The 15,581-nt window shown below is 70.5% G+C and carries 14 protein-coding genes and 1 pseudogene; 10 read left to right on the plus strand and 5 right to left on the minus strand.

The features are described 5' to 3' along the window. Positions 1 to 292 precede the first annotated feature (292 nt). Positions 293 to 418: pseudogene (locus OO70_RS51985) on the plus strand (MerR family transcriptional regulator); the annotation flags it as partial. On the opposite strand, the gene OO70_RS01895 reads toward OO70_RS51985, so the two are convergent. The 3 genes from OO70_RS01895 to OO70_RS01905 form a co-directional block, all read right to left on the minus strand. Continuing rightward, positions 405 to 1,610 carry a serine hydrolase domain-containing protein gene (locus OO70_RS01895; protein ID WP_051740474.1) on the minus strand — a complete coding sequence of 402 codons (1,206 nt, stop codon included), beginning with the start codon at positions 1,608 to 1,610 and terminating at the stop codon, positions 405 to 407. The pseudogene OO70_RS51985 and the gene OO70_RS01895 overlap by 14 nt on opposite strands. A 249-nt stretch (positions 1,611 to 1,859) precedes the next feature. After that, positions 1,860 to 3,140 carry a cysteine desulfurase gene (locus tag OO70_RS01900; RefSeq protein ID WP_043662822.1) on the minus strand — a complete coding sequence of 427 codons (1,281 nt, stop codon included), beginning with the start codon at positions 3,138 to 3,140 and terminating at the stop codon, positions 1,860 to 1,862. Continuing rightward, entirely contained in the window at positions 3,137 to 4,549 is a 1,413-nt protein-coding gene (locus OO70_RS01905; protein WP_051740476.1) for a family 2B encapsulin nanocompartment shell protein, read from the minus strand. Before OO70_RS01905 ends, OO70_RS01900 begins: the two co-directional genes overlap by 4 nt. Positions 4,550 to 4,649: 100 nt before the next feature. On the opposite strand from OO70_RS01905, the gene OO70_RS01910 reads away from it, so the two are divergent. Continuing rightward, on the plus strand, positions 4,650 to 5,174 hold the full coding sequence (locus OO70_RS01910; RefSeq protein WP_199827225.1) for an OsmC family peroxiredoxin: 525 nt from the start codon (positions 4,650 to 4,652) through the stop codon (positions 5,172 to 5,174). 274 nt (positions 5,175 to 5,448) lie between these two features. Here the strand turns inward: OO70_RS01910 and OO70_RS01915 are convergent, their stop codons facing one another. Continuing rightward, positions 5,449 to 5,889 carry a DUF6086 family protein gene (locus OO70_RS01915; protein ID WP_051740478.1) on the minus strand — a complete coding sequence of 147 codons (441 nt, stop codon included), beginning with the start codon at positions 5,887 to 5,889 and terminating at the stop codon, positions 5,449 to 5,451. A gap of 149 nt (positions 5,890 to 6,038) precedes the next feature. Next, positions 6,039 to 6,737, minus strand: coding sequence for a TetR/AcrR family transcriptional regulator (locus tag OO70_RS01920; RefSeq protein WP_043662826.1), 699 nt, complete (start codon positions 6,735 to 6,737; stop codon positions 6,039 to 6,041). Positions 6,738 to 6,885: 148 nt separating this feature from the next. Here OO70_RS01920 and OO70_RS01925 point away from each other — a divergent pair, with 148 nt between their 5' ends. The 8 genes from OO70_RS01925 to OO70_RS01960 all read left to right on the plus strand — a co-directional run bounded on the left by OO70_RS01925 (position 6,886) and on the right by OO70_RS01960 (position 15,561). Next, positions 6,886 to 8,004 (plus strand): FAD-dependent oxidoreductase, encoded by a 1,119-nt coding sequence (locus OO70_RS01925; protein ID WP_043662827.1) that lies wholly within the window; start codon positions 6,886 to 6,888, stop codon positions 8,002 to 8,004. A gap of 397 nt (positions 8,005 to 8,401) precedes the next feature. Then, the gene (locus tag OO70_RS01930) at positions 8,402 to 9,478 is read left to right on the plus strand and encodes a 3-oxoacyl-ACP synthase III family protein (RefSeq protein WP_043662829.1); all 1,077 of its coding nucleotides are present in this window, start codon (positions 8,402 to 8,404) and stop codon (positions 9,476 to 9,478) included. Then, positions 9,475 to 10,353, plus strand: coding sequence for an SDR family NAD(P)-dependent oxidoreductase (locus tag OO70_RS01935; RefSeq protein WP_043662830.1), 879 nt, complete (start codon positions 9,475 to 9,477; stop codon positions 10,351 to 10,353). Before OO70_RS01930 ends, OO70_RS01935 begins: the two co-directional genes overlap by 4 nt. Before the next feature lie 52 nt (positions 10,354 to 10,405). Then, a complete protein-coding gene (locus OO70_RS01940; RefSeq protein ID WP_043662832.1) occupies positions 10,406 to 11,179 on the plus strand; it encodes an AfsA-related hotdog domain-containing protein in 774 nt (257 codons plus the stop codon). After that, complete coding sequence (locus OO70_RS01945; protein ID WP_043662834.1) at positions 11,176 to 13,047, plus strand: acyl-CoA dehydrogenase; 1,872 nt, start codon at positions 11,176 to 11,178, stop codon at positions 13,045 to 13,047. The genes OO70_RS01940 and OO70_RS01945 overlap by 4 nt, the downstream gene beginning before the upstream one ends. Next, positions 13,044 to 14,117, plus strand: coding sequence for a beta-ketoacyl-ACP synthase III (locus tag OO70_RS01950; protein ID WP_043662836.1), 1,074 nt, complete (start codon positions 13,044 to 13,046; stop codon positions 14,115 to 14,117). The genes OO70_RS01945 and OO70_RS01950 overlap by 4 nt, the downstream gene beginning before the upstream one ends. Further along, a complete protein-coding gene (locus OO70_RS01955; protein ID WP_043662838.1) occupies positions 14,090 to 14,329 on the plus strand; it encodes an acyl carrier protein in 240 nt (79 codons plus the stop codon). The genes OO70_RS01950 and OO70_RS01955 overlap by 28 nt, the downstream gene beginning before the upstream one ends. Then, positions 14,326 to 15,561 carry a beta-ketoacyl-[acyl-carrier-protein] synthase family protein gene (locus OO70_RS01960; RefSeq protein WP_234336664.1) on the plus strand — a complete coding sequence of 412 codons (1,236 nt, stop codon included), beginning with the start codon at positions 14,326 to 14,328 and terminating at the stop codon, positions 15,559 to 15,561. The genes OO70_RS01955 and OO70_RS01960 overlap by 4 nt, the downstream gene beginning before the upstream one ends. The last annotated feature ends 20 nt before the right edge of the window (positions 15,562 to 15,581 follow it).

A 15,581-nucleotide genomic window follows, 5' to 3' on the forward strand; every position in this document is an offset into this window, starting at 1 on the left:
GTCTGAATGCCTTTCTGGTCCGTGCGGCCCCGTGCACTCCGACGCTAGATCGCCAGGCGGCGCGGCGTATGTGCCGATTACACCGATCCAGTGATCGATTTGCGGACTGATGAACTGGATTTTCCCTTGTACATACTGGCCATTACTTTTTGAGGTGATTTCCGTGGTCGGCGGGACGGCTCGGAGCGGGGTGTTGCCGAACCAGGGGGACACCCGGGGCGCGGGGCGCGTGTCACCGAGGGCGGTGGCCCGGCCCGGGCCGACCGAGAAGCTCGGGCCGGGCGCCACCTTCATCGAGCCGCTGGAGGCCGCACTGCGAGACTGGAACGGTCGGTTGTCCGCTCGTGGGCGCGTGATGCTGGGCGGTGCCGCCGAGTTGGAGGCGTACCTCCGTGCGCGCGGACCTACTGAGGCCTGACCTGCGTCTTCGAGGTCGGGGAGGTGCCTTCGGCGCACAGGGCGTGGTCGATCAAGGTGCTGGCCGCGTTCTCCTGGGCCAGGATGTGCTCCGCGGTGTCGCCGCGTGCCTCGGACATGGAGACCACGGCGCTTCGGGTGCCGTCGTCGGTGACGCCGTTGAGGGTGATGTAACCGCCGTCCCCGCCCTCGTGACTCCAGTAGGTTCCTCCGCAGCTCAAGGGGCGTTCGGCCAGGCCGAGTCCGTACCGGCCGCCGGGCCACAGCTGTTGGACCTCCGCGCTCACGGGGACGGTCCGCTTCATCTCCGCCAGTTGCCGGGGCGGCAGCAGGCGGCCGGCGAGCAGCGCGCGGAGGAAGACGTTCTCGTCCCGTGTGGTCGTGACGAACGACAGGTTCTCGTGGTCCACCGGTATCTGGTCGGTGACGTCCACCAGCGCGCCGGGGCCGAAGAGTTGGTAGGCCTTGGCGTGCGGACGGGGCAGGGTGGGGGAGGTGCCTGTCCACCGCGTGTGGTCCAGGCCGAGTGGGCGCAGGATGCGGTCCTCGATCTCCTGGTGGGCGGTTCGGCCGGTGGCCTTCTCGATGATGGTGCTGAGCAGGACGTACCCGGTGTTGGAGTACTCCCAGCCCTCGCCTGGCGGGAAGTCCGGCGGGTGGGAAAGGGCGCGGGCGACCAACTCCTCGGGGCTGTGGACGTCGTAGCGCTGCTGGTAGTACTCCTCCGGTGTGGTGTATCCGGGCAGGTCGTCGTGGATGCCGCTGGTGTGCCGGAGCAGTTGGCGGAGGGTGATCCGGCTGCCGTCGTTCCCGTTGCCCCGGACGACTCCCGGCAGCCAATGGTCGACCGTGTCGTCCAGGGACAGTCTGCCCTCGGCCTCCAGTTGAAGGACGACCGTGGCGATCAGCGTCTTGGACGTGCTGGCCATGCGGAAGTAGCCGTCGGAGGGGACCGGGCGGCCGGTGCGCACGTCGGCCGTTCCGCTGGTGGCGACCGACTGCCGACCGTCAGGCGCGATCATGCGGGCCTGCGCACCGCTGACACCGAGCGCGTGGATGGCCTCGGTGTCCTGGCGCAGCCGTTCCACGGGTAAGGGACGGGCGGGCTGTGCGACGGCGGTGGTCACCTCGGCGGCGAGCAGCGCAGCGAGACCGAGTGCCATGGCGAGGTGCTTCCGCAAGGTCGGAATCATGGCTGAACGCTAGTTTTGCCCGCCGACAGGGTGCGATCCGGCGCACCCCAGGATCGGGGTGGGGGATATCCCCCGGAACACTGGCCTTCACCAGCCGGAGAGGTGCTTGGCCCGATCGCGGGTCAGGGCATCGTCTGCCGGGCCTTCGTCCTCGCGCTCCTGACGCCATGGACCACGAGTCGTTTCGGTGACGTATGACCGGCCTCGTCGACCCTTCTCGAAGCGTCCGCGTGGGATCGGTCTGCGGCCTCATCGGGCAGAGGCCAACTCCCGTACGAGCTGGTCGATTTCGTGGTGGGTGTTGTAGAAGGCGAAGGAGGGGCGGACGGCGGCGGTGAGGCCGTAGCGTCGTAGGGCGGGCTGGGCGCAGTGGTGGCCGGCGCGGACCGCGATGCCGGCGGTGTCGAGGGCCTCGGCGATGTGGGCGGGGTCGGTGCCGGCGATGGTGAAGGCCGTGACGCCGACTCCGGTCGAGGGGCCGAGCAGGCGTAGGCCCGGCACGTCGTCGGCGAGTCGGTGTCGGGCGTAGGCGACGAGTGCCGTCTCGTGGGCGTGGGCCGCGTCCGGGCCGATGGATTCGAGATAGTCGACGGCGGCGCCGAGCCCGATCGCGCCGGCGATGGGGCCGGTGCCCGCCTCGAACTTCTGTGGTGGCGGGGCGTATTGGGTGTGCTCGAAGCTGACGGAGGTGATCATCGAGCCGCCGCCCTGCCAGGGCGGCATCTCCTCCAGCAGTTCCGAACGGCCGTACAGGACGCCGATTCCGGTCGGGCCGAACAGCTTGTGGCCGGACAGGGCGTAGAAGTCGGCACCCAACTCCCTTACGTCCACGCGGAGATGGGGGACTGCCTGGGCGCCGTCGACGAGCACGACCGAGCCGTGGGCGTGCGCGGCGTCGGCCATCGCGCGGACGGGGAGGACAGTGCCGAGGACGTTGGAGACGTGGGCGAGGGCGACGATCCGGGTGCGGGGGCCGAGGAGGGACTGGTAGGCGGGCAGGTCCAGGGTCCCGTCGTCGTGGAGCGGGGCGATGCGCAGGAGGGCACCCTTCTCGGCGCAGAGCATCTGCCAGGGGACGATGTTGGCGTGGTGTTCGAGGGTGGTGAGGACGATCTCGTCGCCGGCGGACAGTCGGCTGCGGCCCCAGGTCTGGGCGACCAGGTTGATGCCCTCGGTGGCGCCCCGCACGAAGACGATCTCCTCGGGCCGCCCGGCCCCGATGAAGCGTGCGATGCGGCTCCGCGCGCTCTCCATCAGATCGGTGGCCTCACGGGCGAGGGTGTGCGCGCCCCGGTGCACGTTGGAGTTGTGGCGGGCGTAGAAGTCGCTTACGGCGTCGATGACTTGACGGGGTTTGTGGGCGGTGGCGGCGCTGTCGAGCCAGACGAGCGGGCGGCCGTGGACGGTGCGGGAGAGGGCCGGGAAGTCGGCGCGTACGGCGTGCACGGGGAAGACCGGTGGGCGGGAGGAGGCGACCGCTCCGGCCTCGTCCAGCCAGTACCTGGCGGTGTTCGACGCGGCGGCGCTCATGCGTACTGGTGGTAGTGCGCGACCTGGACCTGTTCCAGCATGCCGAGCGCGTCGTCGACGAGTACGGCGGTCGAGAAGTAGGAGCTGACCAGATGCGAGGCAACCGCCCGCCGGTCCAGGCCCATCGGCTCCACCGCGATGCCGGGGGCGTGTTCGTGGGGCAGCCGGTCCGGGCGCAGGCCCACCACACCACGGTTCTCCTCGCCGACCCGCAGCAGCAGGATGCTGGAGGTGGACTCCACCGGGTCCACCGGGATCTTGTCGGTGGGCACGAGGGGTACACCGCGCCAGCTGAGGAACGGGCTGCCGTACATCTCGAAGATCACCGGGGGCACACCCCGGCGCGTACACTCCCGGCCGAAGGCGCCGATCGCACGTGGATGGGCGAGGAAGAACGCGGGCTGTTTCCAGACGACGGTGAGGAGTTCGTCCAGGTCGTCGGGGGTAGGCGGGCCGGTGCGGGGACGGACGCGGAAGGCGGGGGCGACGTTGTTGAGGAGTCCGAACTCCGGGTCGTTCAGCAGCTCCCGCTCCTGCTGCTCCAGGATCAACTCGACGGTCAGGCGCAGCTGTTCCTCGTGCTGGTTCAGCGGCACGTTGTAGAGGTCGGAGACGCGGGAGTGCATCCTCAACACGGTCTGGGCCACGGCGAGTTCGTGCTCGCGCGGCTGCGGGTCGTAGTCGACGAAGGTCTCGGGCAGCTCCGCCTCGCCGTGATGCCCCGAGGCCACGGCCGGTGTCCCCGTGCCGCCGGACTCCCCGTCGTCCCTGAACTGACCGAAAGCGCGGGCGAGTTCAGGATGCTCGTCCTCCAACTGTCGTAGCCGGTCCGGGTCCAGGACCAGCAGGGTGCTGTTGGTCAGCGCGACCACCGTGTACGGCCAGTCGCCGCCGCGCAGCGCCGCCTCCTCGTCGAAGAACTCCTCCTCGCCCATGATCCCCAGCACCGTCGGCTCGCCGTAGTGCCCGGTGCCGCGCCGCTCCAACTGCCCGTGCGCGACGACGTACAGCCCGTCGGCCGGCCTGCCCGCCTCGGCCAGGACCGTCCCGGCGACCACGTGCTTCGTACGGAACGCACCCGCGACCTCCTCCAGCAGGCGCAGGTCCAACACGTCCCGCAGAGCGAGGAGTTCACGCATGTCCTCCGCCATGATCCGGCTGCCGTCGCCGCTCGCCAGCAAGGTGATCCGGCCGTCGCCGACGGCGTACGCCACACAGCGGTTGACCCGGTAGGTGCCGGCTTCCACCTCGACCCAGGGCAGCAGCCTGAGCAGCCAGCGCGGGGTGGTCAGCGAGAGCTGCGCCGGTGTCTTGGTGGTGGTCGCGATGGAGCGGGCGGCGCGGGTTCCGAGGCTGGTAGCGGCTGGGGTGGCGGGCTGGGTGCCGTCCTCGACGGTCCGTTCGGTCACGGTGATCCCCTCCTGGATTCTCACACCGTGAATTCCCCGATCCGTAGCCTCTTAAATTACTCAATTTAGGGACTTGACCGAAACGATCGTTATGCTCACGATGAGCACTGGCAAATGCTTCAACTGCCGCTATTCGTCGGGCCGTTCGAAGGCGCGTACGCGCTTTGTGGGCGGCATCGTCCGCACGACCTCAGGAGACTCGATGGAGATCACCGGAAATACCCGAACCCACTGGGAAGGCCCCTTGAGCGAGGGCGTCGGTCGTATGAGTTTCGGCTCGGGCGCGGCCTCCCCGGATCTGCGCTACCCCCTCAGCCCCATCCCGCCCCAACGGCAGACGTCCCCCGAGGAACTGATCGCCGCAGCTCAGGGAGCCTGCTTCACGATGATGCTGTCCCACGTCCTCACGGAGGCAGGCCATCCGCCGAGCAGTGTCACCACGGAGTGCGACGCGACCCTGAGCGTCGGCACCGGATTCACCCTCATCAACATCAGGGTCCAGGCCGCCGTGCCCGGCATCACCGACGAGGAACTGCGCCGGGCCGCCGCCACAGCCGAGCAACGCTGCCCGGTCAGCAAGGCGTTGAGCGCGATTCCGTCGAACGTAGAGACGGTGTTGGTCTGATCGCGAACGCGAACAGGCCGTGACGACGTGCGGCCTCGAGTGCCCGGGCCGAGCCGGGCACTCGGCGGAATCGGCGCGGCGGTTGTCCGGCACCGGCTCCTCGCCCGATCGGGGAGGGCGGACGGGAGCACGCCTTGTCTCTCGAGTGCGCTGGGCGCTCCTCCGGCGCAGGCAAAGGGGGTTGGTTGACTTTGACGGCAACGGACAGCGCGGCAAGCCGAGTTGTGAGGTGGTCGTGGAGCCAGGTGACGGTGCGCTCGATGAGTCGGCCCGTTCAGCGGGCCATCCACTGGTCCAAGTGCCGCGCCCGCGTGTCCAGCGCGGTGACGACGGCGACCGGCGCGGTCCGGGGATTGCCGGGAACCTGCACGTCGCGTTGGACGCCACCGCTCACGTGGCCGGACCCGGGCATCTCCACCTCGATTCCCGCGCGCCGCGCGAGTGCGACCGCCGTCGCCACGAACCCCTCGGAGAGCGCGAGGATCACGGAGTGCCCTGTCCGGCAGTGCCAGGCGACCAGTTCACGTACGAAGTCCGCGTACGCGGCCGGGTCGACCTCGAGTGTGTCCGGGTCGCTCCCATGCCTGCCCTGGCCGATGCCCGAGGGCAGGTCGAGCTCCGCCGCGAAGACCTCCACCTGCCGTAGGAAGAGGCGCCCGGCACCGTTCGACGGGTTCCACAGCGTCTCGTCACCGACGTCGAAGTACATGCTCATCGTTGATCCCCCTCCTCAACAGCCCTGGCCAGGGTAGAAGATCGGGTGGGTGACGGGCACTTGGGTAAGTCAGCGCTCGGGGCCGCCGCGTTCGCGCCCACTCCGCTCGCCCGTTACCGCTCCTGGCGTCCTGGACCACGAGCGAGGGGCTACGACGGTGCCGGGTCGGTCGGTTCTCGGTGGGTGGTGATTCCGGTGAGGATGAGGTCGATGCCCGCGAGGAACTCGGCTCGGTCGTCGTGGACGCGTAGTTGGTCTGCGACGTCGCGGGTGAACGCGTACTCGTCGGGGTCGAGGTCTGCCCATGCGGCCGAGACGGTGGCGAGGAACTCGGTCCGGTTCGTGTTCGGCGGGCAGCCGCGGGCGTTGGCCGCGTTCTGTCCGGCCACTCCGAGGATGTAGCTCAGCAGCGCGGACGCGGCGGTGAACTGGGCGGTATGGGGTACGCCCAGCGTCTGGACCTGGCGTCCGATGTGTTCGAAGACGCGCAGCATCGGTGACCGCGCCGGCGCACTGGCGAGTTGCGCGCCGACCCACGGGTGGGCCTCGATCGCGTCGAACACCCCGAGCGCGAGGGCGCGGATCGCCTCCTGCGGCGTGGGATCGGCGGTGCCGGAAGCCGTGGTGCGGGAGACGACGGCCTCGGTGGCGGCGCTGAGGAGTTCGTCCTTGCCCGTGACATGCCAGTAGATCGCGCCGGGTCCGGTGGCGAGACGCGCGGCCAGTGCGCGGAACGTGAGTCCGCTCTCGCCCGCCGTGTCGAGGAGTTCGATCGCCGACTCGACGACGCGTTCCCGGGAGAGCGGTTCTTCTCGTCGCTCCGGGCGGCGGGTGGTCCTGGTTGCCATGCGTACATCCTGGCACATGCCTGGAACGGCGTTCCAGCTTGACATCCCTGGAACGCTGTTCCAGTCTGGCTGCTCTGGAACGCCGTTCCAGAGTGGTCCTGCCGGATGTTCGGTCGGCAGGCCGGCCTGTGACACGTAAGGAACCACCATGACCACTGAAGTCACCATCATCGGCGCAGGACTCGGCGGGCTCACCCTGGCCCGCGTCCTGCACGTCCACGGAATCCCGGCCACGGTCTACGAGGCGGAGTCCTCACCGACGGCGCGCGCACAGGGCGGGATGCTCGACATCCACGAGGGCGACGGCCAACGCTCTCTGGAAGCGGCGGGTCTGACCGAAGCATTCCGCGGCCTCGTCCTGGAAGGCCGGGAGGCGACACGCGTCCTCGCCCCGGACGGGACCGTGCTGTTCGACGACGACAGCGAGAGCGGACGCCCCGAGGTGCAGCGCGGCGAGTTGCGACAGCTCCTGCTCGACTCGCTCCCGCCCGGTACCGTCCGCTGGGGGCACAAGGTCAGCGGTGTCCGTGCCCTCGGCGACAGCCGTCACGAGGTGACCTTTGCCGACGGGGCCACCCTCGTCACGACCCTGTTGGTCGGTGCGGACGGCGCCTGGTCACGCGTCCGGCCGGTGCTCTCCGACGCCACACCCAAGTACATCGGCAGGTCGTTCATCGAGACCTACCTGTACGACGGCGACACCCGGCACCCGGCCGGCGCGAAGGCGGTCGGCGGCGGAGGGCTGATGGTCCTTGAACCGGGAAAGGGAATCCTGGCCCACCGGGAGCGCGGCGGGACCCTCCACACCTACGTGGCGCTCTCCAAGCCGCAGGCCTGGTTCGCCGGTATCGACTTCACCGATTCCGGCGCGGCCACCGCACGCATCGCCGAGGAGTTCGACGGCTGGGCGCCGGAACTCACCGCACTGATCACCGACGGCGACACCGCACCGGTCCTGCGCACCCTCCACACCCTGCCGATCGCACACCGGTGGGACCGGATACCGGGCGTGACCCTGCTCGGCGACGCCGCCCACCTCTCGGCCCCGAACGGCGACGGCGCCAACCTGGCGATGTACGACGGCGCCGAACTCGCCAAGGCCCTCGCCGCGCACCCGGACGACGTCGAGACCGCGCTCACCGAATATGAGCAAGCCCTGTTCCCGCGGAGCGCCACGGCCGCCGCCGATGGCATCCACCTCCATGAGCTCATGTTCGGCGACAACGCACCCCACAGCCTGGTCGACATGTTCACCGGGCACGTGTAGAGCGGAATTCGCGTGCTACGACGGCCCCGTGCACCTTGTGACGCGACGGGTCGACGGGGCGGAGGCGGCGGCCGGTTCGAAGGTCACACCTCGATCGAGAGGGTTCGTGAATTCGGCACCGCCCTCGGCATGACACAAATTCCGGGCTCGCGCAATTCGGATTCAACACGCTCAACATTTCTTTTTCCTGCCCAGCATCCTGTGGTGAATCGGCGTGGATCAGCGTGAATTGGAGTGTTCGGAATCGCGAGGGGTGTAAAGCGAATGCGCCGAGTGCTCCGACACCTTGCTTTGCGCCCTGCTGGATGCCGCGCGCGACGGGCAATCTGGCGGAAGCCGACCGTGAATGCGGAAACCGGCGAACTGGCCAACCCCGCCTGCCTTTTGGAGGTACACGGTGTCCCCAGCGCCGAGCATCGGCGTCCTCGCCACCGGCACGTGCTTACCCGAGCGCATCCTGACCAACGACGAGGTGGCCGAGGCAGCCGGCGTGGACCCCGGCTGGATCGTCCAGCGCACCGGTGTGCTGCGCCGGCATGTCGCGGAGCCCGATCAGGCCGCTTCCGATCTCGCCGCCGAAGCCGTGCGCAAGGCGCTCGCCGCCGCAGGCCTGCCCGCATCGTCGCTCGGTCTGCTCGTCCTCGCCACCTCTACCCCCGACGAACTGGGCCCGTCGACCGCGTGCCGGGTCCAGGCCCTGGTGGGCGCGGACCGGGCGGTTGCGTTCGACGTGGCGGCCGCCTGCTCGGGCTGGCTGTTCGCCGCCCGTGTCGCCCATGACTGGCTCCGCTCCGGCACCGGCGAACGCTATGCCGCAGTGGTCGGCGTCGAGGTCTACTCCCGCTTCGTCGACCCGGCCGACCGGGCCACGGCGGTGCTCTTCGCCGACGGAGCGGCGGCGACCATCCTCGGACCCGTCCCGGGTGACGGGGGATTCGCCCAGATCCGGCTGGGGTCCGACGGCACCGGCGCGGGCGACGTCCTCATCCCGGCCGGCGGCAGCCGACTCCCCGCCTCCCCCCAGACCCTCGCCGCCCGGCGGCACAAGGTCCACATGGACGGACGGGCCGTTCGGGACTTCATCCTGCGGATCTTCCCGGAGGTCCTCGGCGACGCCCTCGACCGCAACGGTCTGCGGCTGGCGGACGTCGATCTGCTGGTCTCCCACCAGCCCAACCCCCTGCTGCTGCGCCGCGCCGCGGTCGACGCGGGGCTGCCCGAGGACCGGGTGGTCATCGTCGGGCACGAGGTCGGAAACATCGGCGCCGCCTCCATCCCGTACGCCCTCGCCAGTGCGGACCGCGACGGACGTCTGCGGAGCGGCAGCCGGGTGCTCGTCACCGCGTTCGGCGCCGGCCTCACCTGGGGGAGCACGGTCCTCACCTGGACCAGAGCACCTCACGGCACCGTCCCCCCACCCCGTACGGAGACCCCCCGCACCGACAACTCCCGCTTCGAAGGAGCCCAGTTGTGACCGAGCCCCGCACGTCCAGCGTCGTCGACACCACTGACCCCCTCGCCTCCCTCTTCCGGCTCGACGGCGCCCGCGTGCTGGTGACCGGCGCTTCCCGAGGCATCGGCCGCGCCATCGCGGTCGCCTGCGCGGAGGCCGGGGCGGATGTCGCCCTGGCGGCCCGCAGCGCCGACGCGCTGCACGACGCCGAGCAGGAGGTGCGCAAGCTCGGACGTCAGGCCGTGATCGTGTGCGGTGATCTCGCCGACTCCGGGACGGCCGCACGCGTCGTCGACGAGGCGGTCGCCGGGCTGGGCGGTCTCGACGTCCTTGTCCACAACGCGAGCGTCTTCCCGGCCGACGGCTCCGGCACCTCGCATCTGGTCCCCTTCACCGAGAGCGGTGCCGCCGAGTGGGACCCGCTGCTCGCCGTGAACATCGGGGCCACCGTCGACCTGTGCCGTGCCGCCCACCCCCACCTCGCCGCGTCACCGAAGGCGGCTGTCGTCCTGGTGTCGTCCGTGGCCGGGCTCATCGCCACCCCGGCGATGGAGGCGTACGCGGTCACCAAGGCCGCCCAGCTCTCGCTGATGCGCTCGCTGTCCGTGGGCTGGGCCCGGCAGGGCATCCGGGTCAACGCCCTGTGCCCCGGCTGGGTGCGCACCGACATGACCGAACCGATGCAGCAGCACGCGCCCCTGTCGGACTGGCTCATGAGCCATGTACCGCAAGGCAGGTGGCTGACGTCCACGGAAGTCGCCGCCGCCGCGCTCTTCCTGGCCGCGCCCGCGGCCTCGTCCGTCACCGGACACGCCCTGGTCTGCGACGGCGGGGTGTCGGTCCCGGACGGCGGACTCGCCGGCATTCCCAAGCCCGCCTCGCCCTTCGCGGCCTGAACACCGTACGCACCCCGTCCCGAGGCACCGACTGCCCCAGCAGGAGCGACAGATGACGGACCAGACGCACAGTCCGGAGACGAACGACGACGAGTCCCTCCACCAGTGGGTGGTGGGGGAGTCCTTCCAACGCGCCACTGTCCAGCTGGACTTCACCACGGCGGCCCAACTCCGCGACCGCTTACGCCGCCGACTCCCCGACGAGAACGGTCCGTTGCGCATCCGGCCCGGACTCGGCGTCGACGACACCGAGTGGAGCGACCTGACCTCCGAACTGCTCAAGGCGTACGGCGCGGCCGTACTCCCCGAAGGCCGGCCGCCGAACGCCGTGCCCCGGCACAGCGTCCTCAAGCACAGTCGCGACAACGTTCTCATCGGCGACGCACACGTCGAAGGGGACGCGTTTCAGGCGCAGTTGGCCGTCGTCAACGACACCGAGATGCTCAGGGACCACACCGCCGACCAGCAGCACGTACCCGGCATGCTCCTCATCGAGGCGTCCATCCAACTCGTCACCTGGGCGGTCTCGGAGATCTGGCTCCCACCCGCCGGTCATCCCCCCTACTACGCCGTCATGCACGCCAGCACCTTCGAGTTCACCCGGTTCGTGTTCCCGCTGCCCACCCTCCTGAGCGGCACGTTCACCCGCACCGGCCCGGCCGAGGACGACAAGATCCCGCTGAGCGCCGAGGTGCGCGTGCACCAGGCCGGCCAGGACTGCAGCCGCGTCCGCATCGACCTGCACGCCTTCCGGCCGTCCCTCGTCTTCGCCATCGAAGACGGCCAGGCCCGGCGCACCCTGCTGCGCGCCGCCCCCGCCGCATGACCGCCGACCAGGCGGCCACCGAGGCCGCGCAGCCGCTCCGGCGACTCCTCCACGGCGAGACCCGGCCGGACGTCGACGCCCTGGACGGCCTGCTCGACACCCCGCCGTTCACCCGCTCGGCACCGCCCTACGGCCCCGACCGGCACACACGGACCTACGACCGGCTGCGCGCCCTGGGCGAATGGGTGGGCGGAGTGAAAGCGCTGCAGCAAGACCCCGCCAAACTGCTCGCGGTACTGGAGTGGTCCGCCATCGTCGACCCGGCGCTGTTCCTCGCCGGCACCGTGCAGTACGCGGTGTGCGTCTCGGCCATCACCGAACTCGGCAGGCCGGGACCGTACTTGGGACCGTTGATGGACGAAGTGGACCGGCACGAGACCTTCGGATCCATCATGATCACCGAGATCGGCCGCGGCAACAGCCACCTCGCCACCCGCACCGAAGCCCGATTCGACCCCGCCACAAGGGAGTTCACCTTACGCACCCCCGACCCCGGCGCGGCCAAGTTCATGGCCCACGTCGCCGGCACGGGCCGCGCCCACATGGCCATCGTCTACGCCCGGCTGCTTCTCGGCAGCCAGGAGTGCGGGGTGTTCCCCTTCGCGGTCCGCATCCGCGACGGCGACCGTGTCACGGAGGGCGTGCACATCACCGAACTCCCCGAGACCACCTCGGTACCGCTCAACTACGCCCTCGTCACCTTCGACAACACCCGCGTGCCCTACGACGGTTGGCTCCACGACGACGCCTCCATCACGCCCGACGGCGAGTTCTCCGACCCCCTCGGTGACCCGGACCGCCGCCTGGTGCGCTCCCTCTCGGTCTCCTCCAACGCCTCCACCGGCGCCGCGTCCGCCCTCACCGCGGCAGCACGCGCCGCCGTCACCATCGGCATCCGCCACAGCCAACAGCGCCTCACGATGGGCCGGTTGCGCGCCAACCTCCCTGTGCTGCACTACCGCACCCAGCAAGAAGCCCTCTACGGCGTCCTCGCCGAGGTGTACGCGTGCAGCTTCCTCGTCACCCGCGTCAAAGCGCAGTACGTCCGACAGCGAAGCGCGCGCACGGACCTGCCCGAGTCCCAGCGCCCGGTGTGGGCACCCTGGGCCTCGGTCAGCCGCGAACAGGCGCTGACCAAGGCCGCCGCGACCCGCGTCCTGCAGAACGCGGCCGGAGTGTGCCGCGAACGAGCGGGCGCCCAGGGCCTGTTGACCGTCAACCGGCTCCTCGAGTACGAGGGCCTGGCGCAGGTGTTCCAGGCCGCGGCGGGCGACAACCTCCTCATCAGGCTGGACGCAGGAAAGCAGCTCGTCGAGGACCTCACGCACACCGTCCCGGTCCCGACAACCGTGGACGACCTGACCTCCCCCGACGGGGTGCTGGCGCTGGCGCTCCTCCGCGAGCGCGGGCTCCTCACCGAACTGCGCGGCCGAGTCGATGGCGCCCCGGTGGAGGAGAAGACCGCCTTCGAGACCTGGAACCCCCTGCTCCCCGACCTCGTCACCCTCGCCGACGCACATCAACAACGCCTGCTCCTGGAGGCGTTCGCGGAAGCGGTCGCGGAAGCCGACTCCGCCTCCACCGGTACCGAAGGGACGCCGCACCTCACCGCCCTGCATGCCCTCTACGCCCTGTATGCCCTGAACTCACTGGAACAGAGCTTGAGTTGGCACCTGGAGAGCGGATCGCTCACCTCCTCGGACGCCACCCGCGTGCACCGGGAACGCGACCGCGCCCTGGACGCCGTACACCCTCATCTGGCCGTCCTCCTCGACGGATTCGCGCTGCCGGACGCGCGGTTGAGGGCTCCGATGGCCGAACAGGACGTCGTGGCGGCCCTGTTCGCGAGCGGCGGGCCGACGCCGTGAGCGCCGCCGCGGTGATCACGGGGTTGGGGGCCGCCCTGCCACCGGACCGGATCACCAACGAGCAGCTGGTCCGTGAAGGCCTGGACACCTCGGACGCGTGGATCCGCAGCCGCACCGGGATCCGCAGCCGCCATCGTGTCCGCCCCGGCACCACGACAGGCGATCTGGCGGTGGCCGCAGCCCGCGGCGCACTCGAGTCGGCCGGCGCGCACGACGCCGGTCTGCTGATCCTGGCGACCACGACTCCCGACCGCCGATGCCCGGCCACCGCACCCGAGTTGGCTGCCCGGCTCGGCATGACCGGTACTCCGGCCTTCGACCTCGCGGCCGTCTGCTCCGGCTTCGTCTACGCGGCCGCCGTCGCCTCGGCGCTGCTCATGGCGGGCGCGTACGACAGTGTGCTGCTCGTCGCGGCCGAGACCTACTCGACGATCGTGGACCCGCACGACCGGGAGACCGCCGTCATCTTCGGCGACGGCGCGGGCGCCGCGTACCTGACACGAGGACACCGACGGGACCCCGGAGCCCTGGTCCACTTCGACCTCGGCAGCGACGGCACGGGCGGCGACCTGATCACGATCCCCGCGGGTGGCTCCAGTCGGCCGTACGCGGACGCACTGCCACCGCGAGAGGAGCGTTACTTCCGCATGCGCGGGCGGGAGGTGTACGGCCGGGCCGTACGGCAGATGGCCGCTTCCTCCCGGACGGTCCTCGGCCGGGCGGGCTGGTCCACCGACTCCATCACCGCCTTCGTCGCGCACCAGGCCAACCAGCGCATCCTCGACTCCGTGGCCGACCGGCTGGGCATTCCGCCGGACCGCTGCCACGGAAACCTGCGCGATGTCGGCAACACCGCGGCGGCCTCCCTTCCCCTCGCCCTCGCCGACACCGCCGCCCGAGGCGCCGTACCACCAGGCGCACGCACCCTGCTCACCGCCTTCGGCGGCGGCCTGACCTGGGGCTCGATCGCCATGACATGGCCCCAGGCGAAGCCCGTCCGACACACCCCCGAACTCCACCCCGCACACAAGGAGACCGATTCATGTCTGCCGTCTACGACCACCTCGTGACCACACTCACCGGCAAGTTCGAGGTCCCCGCCGACACCGTCCGACCGGAGGCCTCCTACGACGACCTCGGTCTCGACTCCCTCGCCGTGGTGGAACTGTTCTTAACCCTCCAGGAGGAGTGGGCGGTACCGCTCGACGACTCCGAGGCGACGGGCACCCTCACCGTGGGGGAGACCGTCGGCCTCGTCGAGAAGTTGAAGACGGGGGCGTGACCGCCGTGGGCGGAAGGCCGGAGGTGGTGGTGACCGGGATCGGTCTCGTCACCCCGGCGGGAATCGGACGGGAACAGACCTGGGAGCGTGTCTGCGCCGGCCGTCCGACGGCCACGGACGACCCGGAACTGGACGGAATGCCGGTCGGTTTCTCCTGCCGGATTCCCGACTTCGACCCGGGCATCCACGTACCGGGGGTGCAGCAGTGGCGCGTGGACCGCTGCACACTTCTCGCCCTCGCCGCCGCCCGGGAAGCGGTCGGTGACGCCGGACTGGAGCCGAGAGACTGGGACGGGGACCGCGTCGCCGTGGTCGTCGGATCGAGCGCAGGCGGGATCGCCACGCTCGAACAGCAGCAGGACCGGCTGCGGGAGCACGGACCGGCCCTGGTCTCACCGCTCACGCTGCCGATGTTCCTGCCCAACATGGCGGCCGGCCAGATCGCCATCGATCTGCGCGCACGCGGGCCGGTCCTGCAGACCGGCACCGCCTGCGCCTCGGGCGCCACCGCGATCGGCATCGCCGTCGACCTGCTCCGCTCGGGCGCCTGCGACCTCGCGCTCGCCGGAGGCACGGACGCCATGGTGACCCGCCTCTGTTCGGCCGCCCTGTTCCGTACGGGAGCACTGTCGCGGCGCGTCGAGGACCCGTCCGGAGCCTCCCGTCCCTTCGACGCGGGCCGGGACGGATTCGTCCTGGCCGAGGGTGCGGGCGTCCTCGTCCTCGAACGCGCGCCCGACGCCGTCGCCCGCCGTGTCCGGCGCTACGCCGCGCTCGCGGGCCACGGCGCGTCCGCCGACGCCCACCACCAGACGGCGCCCCACCCGCACGGAGCGGGCGCCGAACTCGCTATGCGCCGGTCCCTGGCCGACGCCGACGCCTCACCCGCCGACGTGGATCACGTCAACGCCCATGGAACCAGCACTCCGATGAACGACCGGATCGAAGCCACGGTCATCGAACGGGTGTTGAGCGGTCGCCCCTCCGTCACCGGGGCGAAAGGCGTCACCGGTCACACCATGGGCGCGGCCGGAGCGATCGAGGCCGCGCTCACCGCCCTGACCGTCTTCCACGCGACCACCCCGCCCACGGCGAATCTCCGACTCCCCCTGAATGAAGCCGAGTTGGACCTGGTGAGCGGAGGTGCCAGAGCCGGCAAGGTCTCCTTGGCCCTCAGCAACTCGTTCGGCTTCGGCGGTCACAACGCGGTGCTGGCCTTCAGGCCGGCCTGAGCGGGCGTAGCGGAGGTCGA

Origin of the sequence: Streptomyces xylophagus (assembly GCF_000716435.1) — a bacterium.
Lineage (GTDB): Bacteria > Actinomycetota > Actinomycetes > Streptomycetales > Streptomycetaceae > Streptomyces > Streptomyces xylophagus.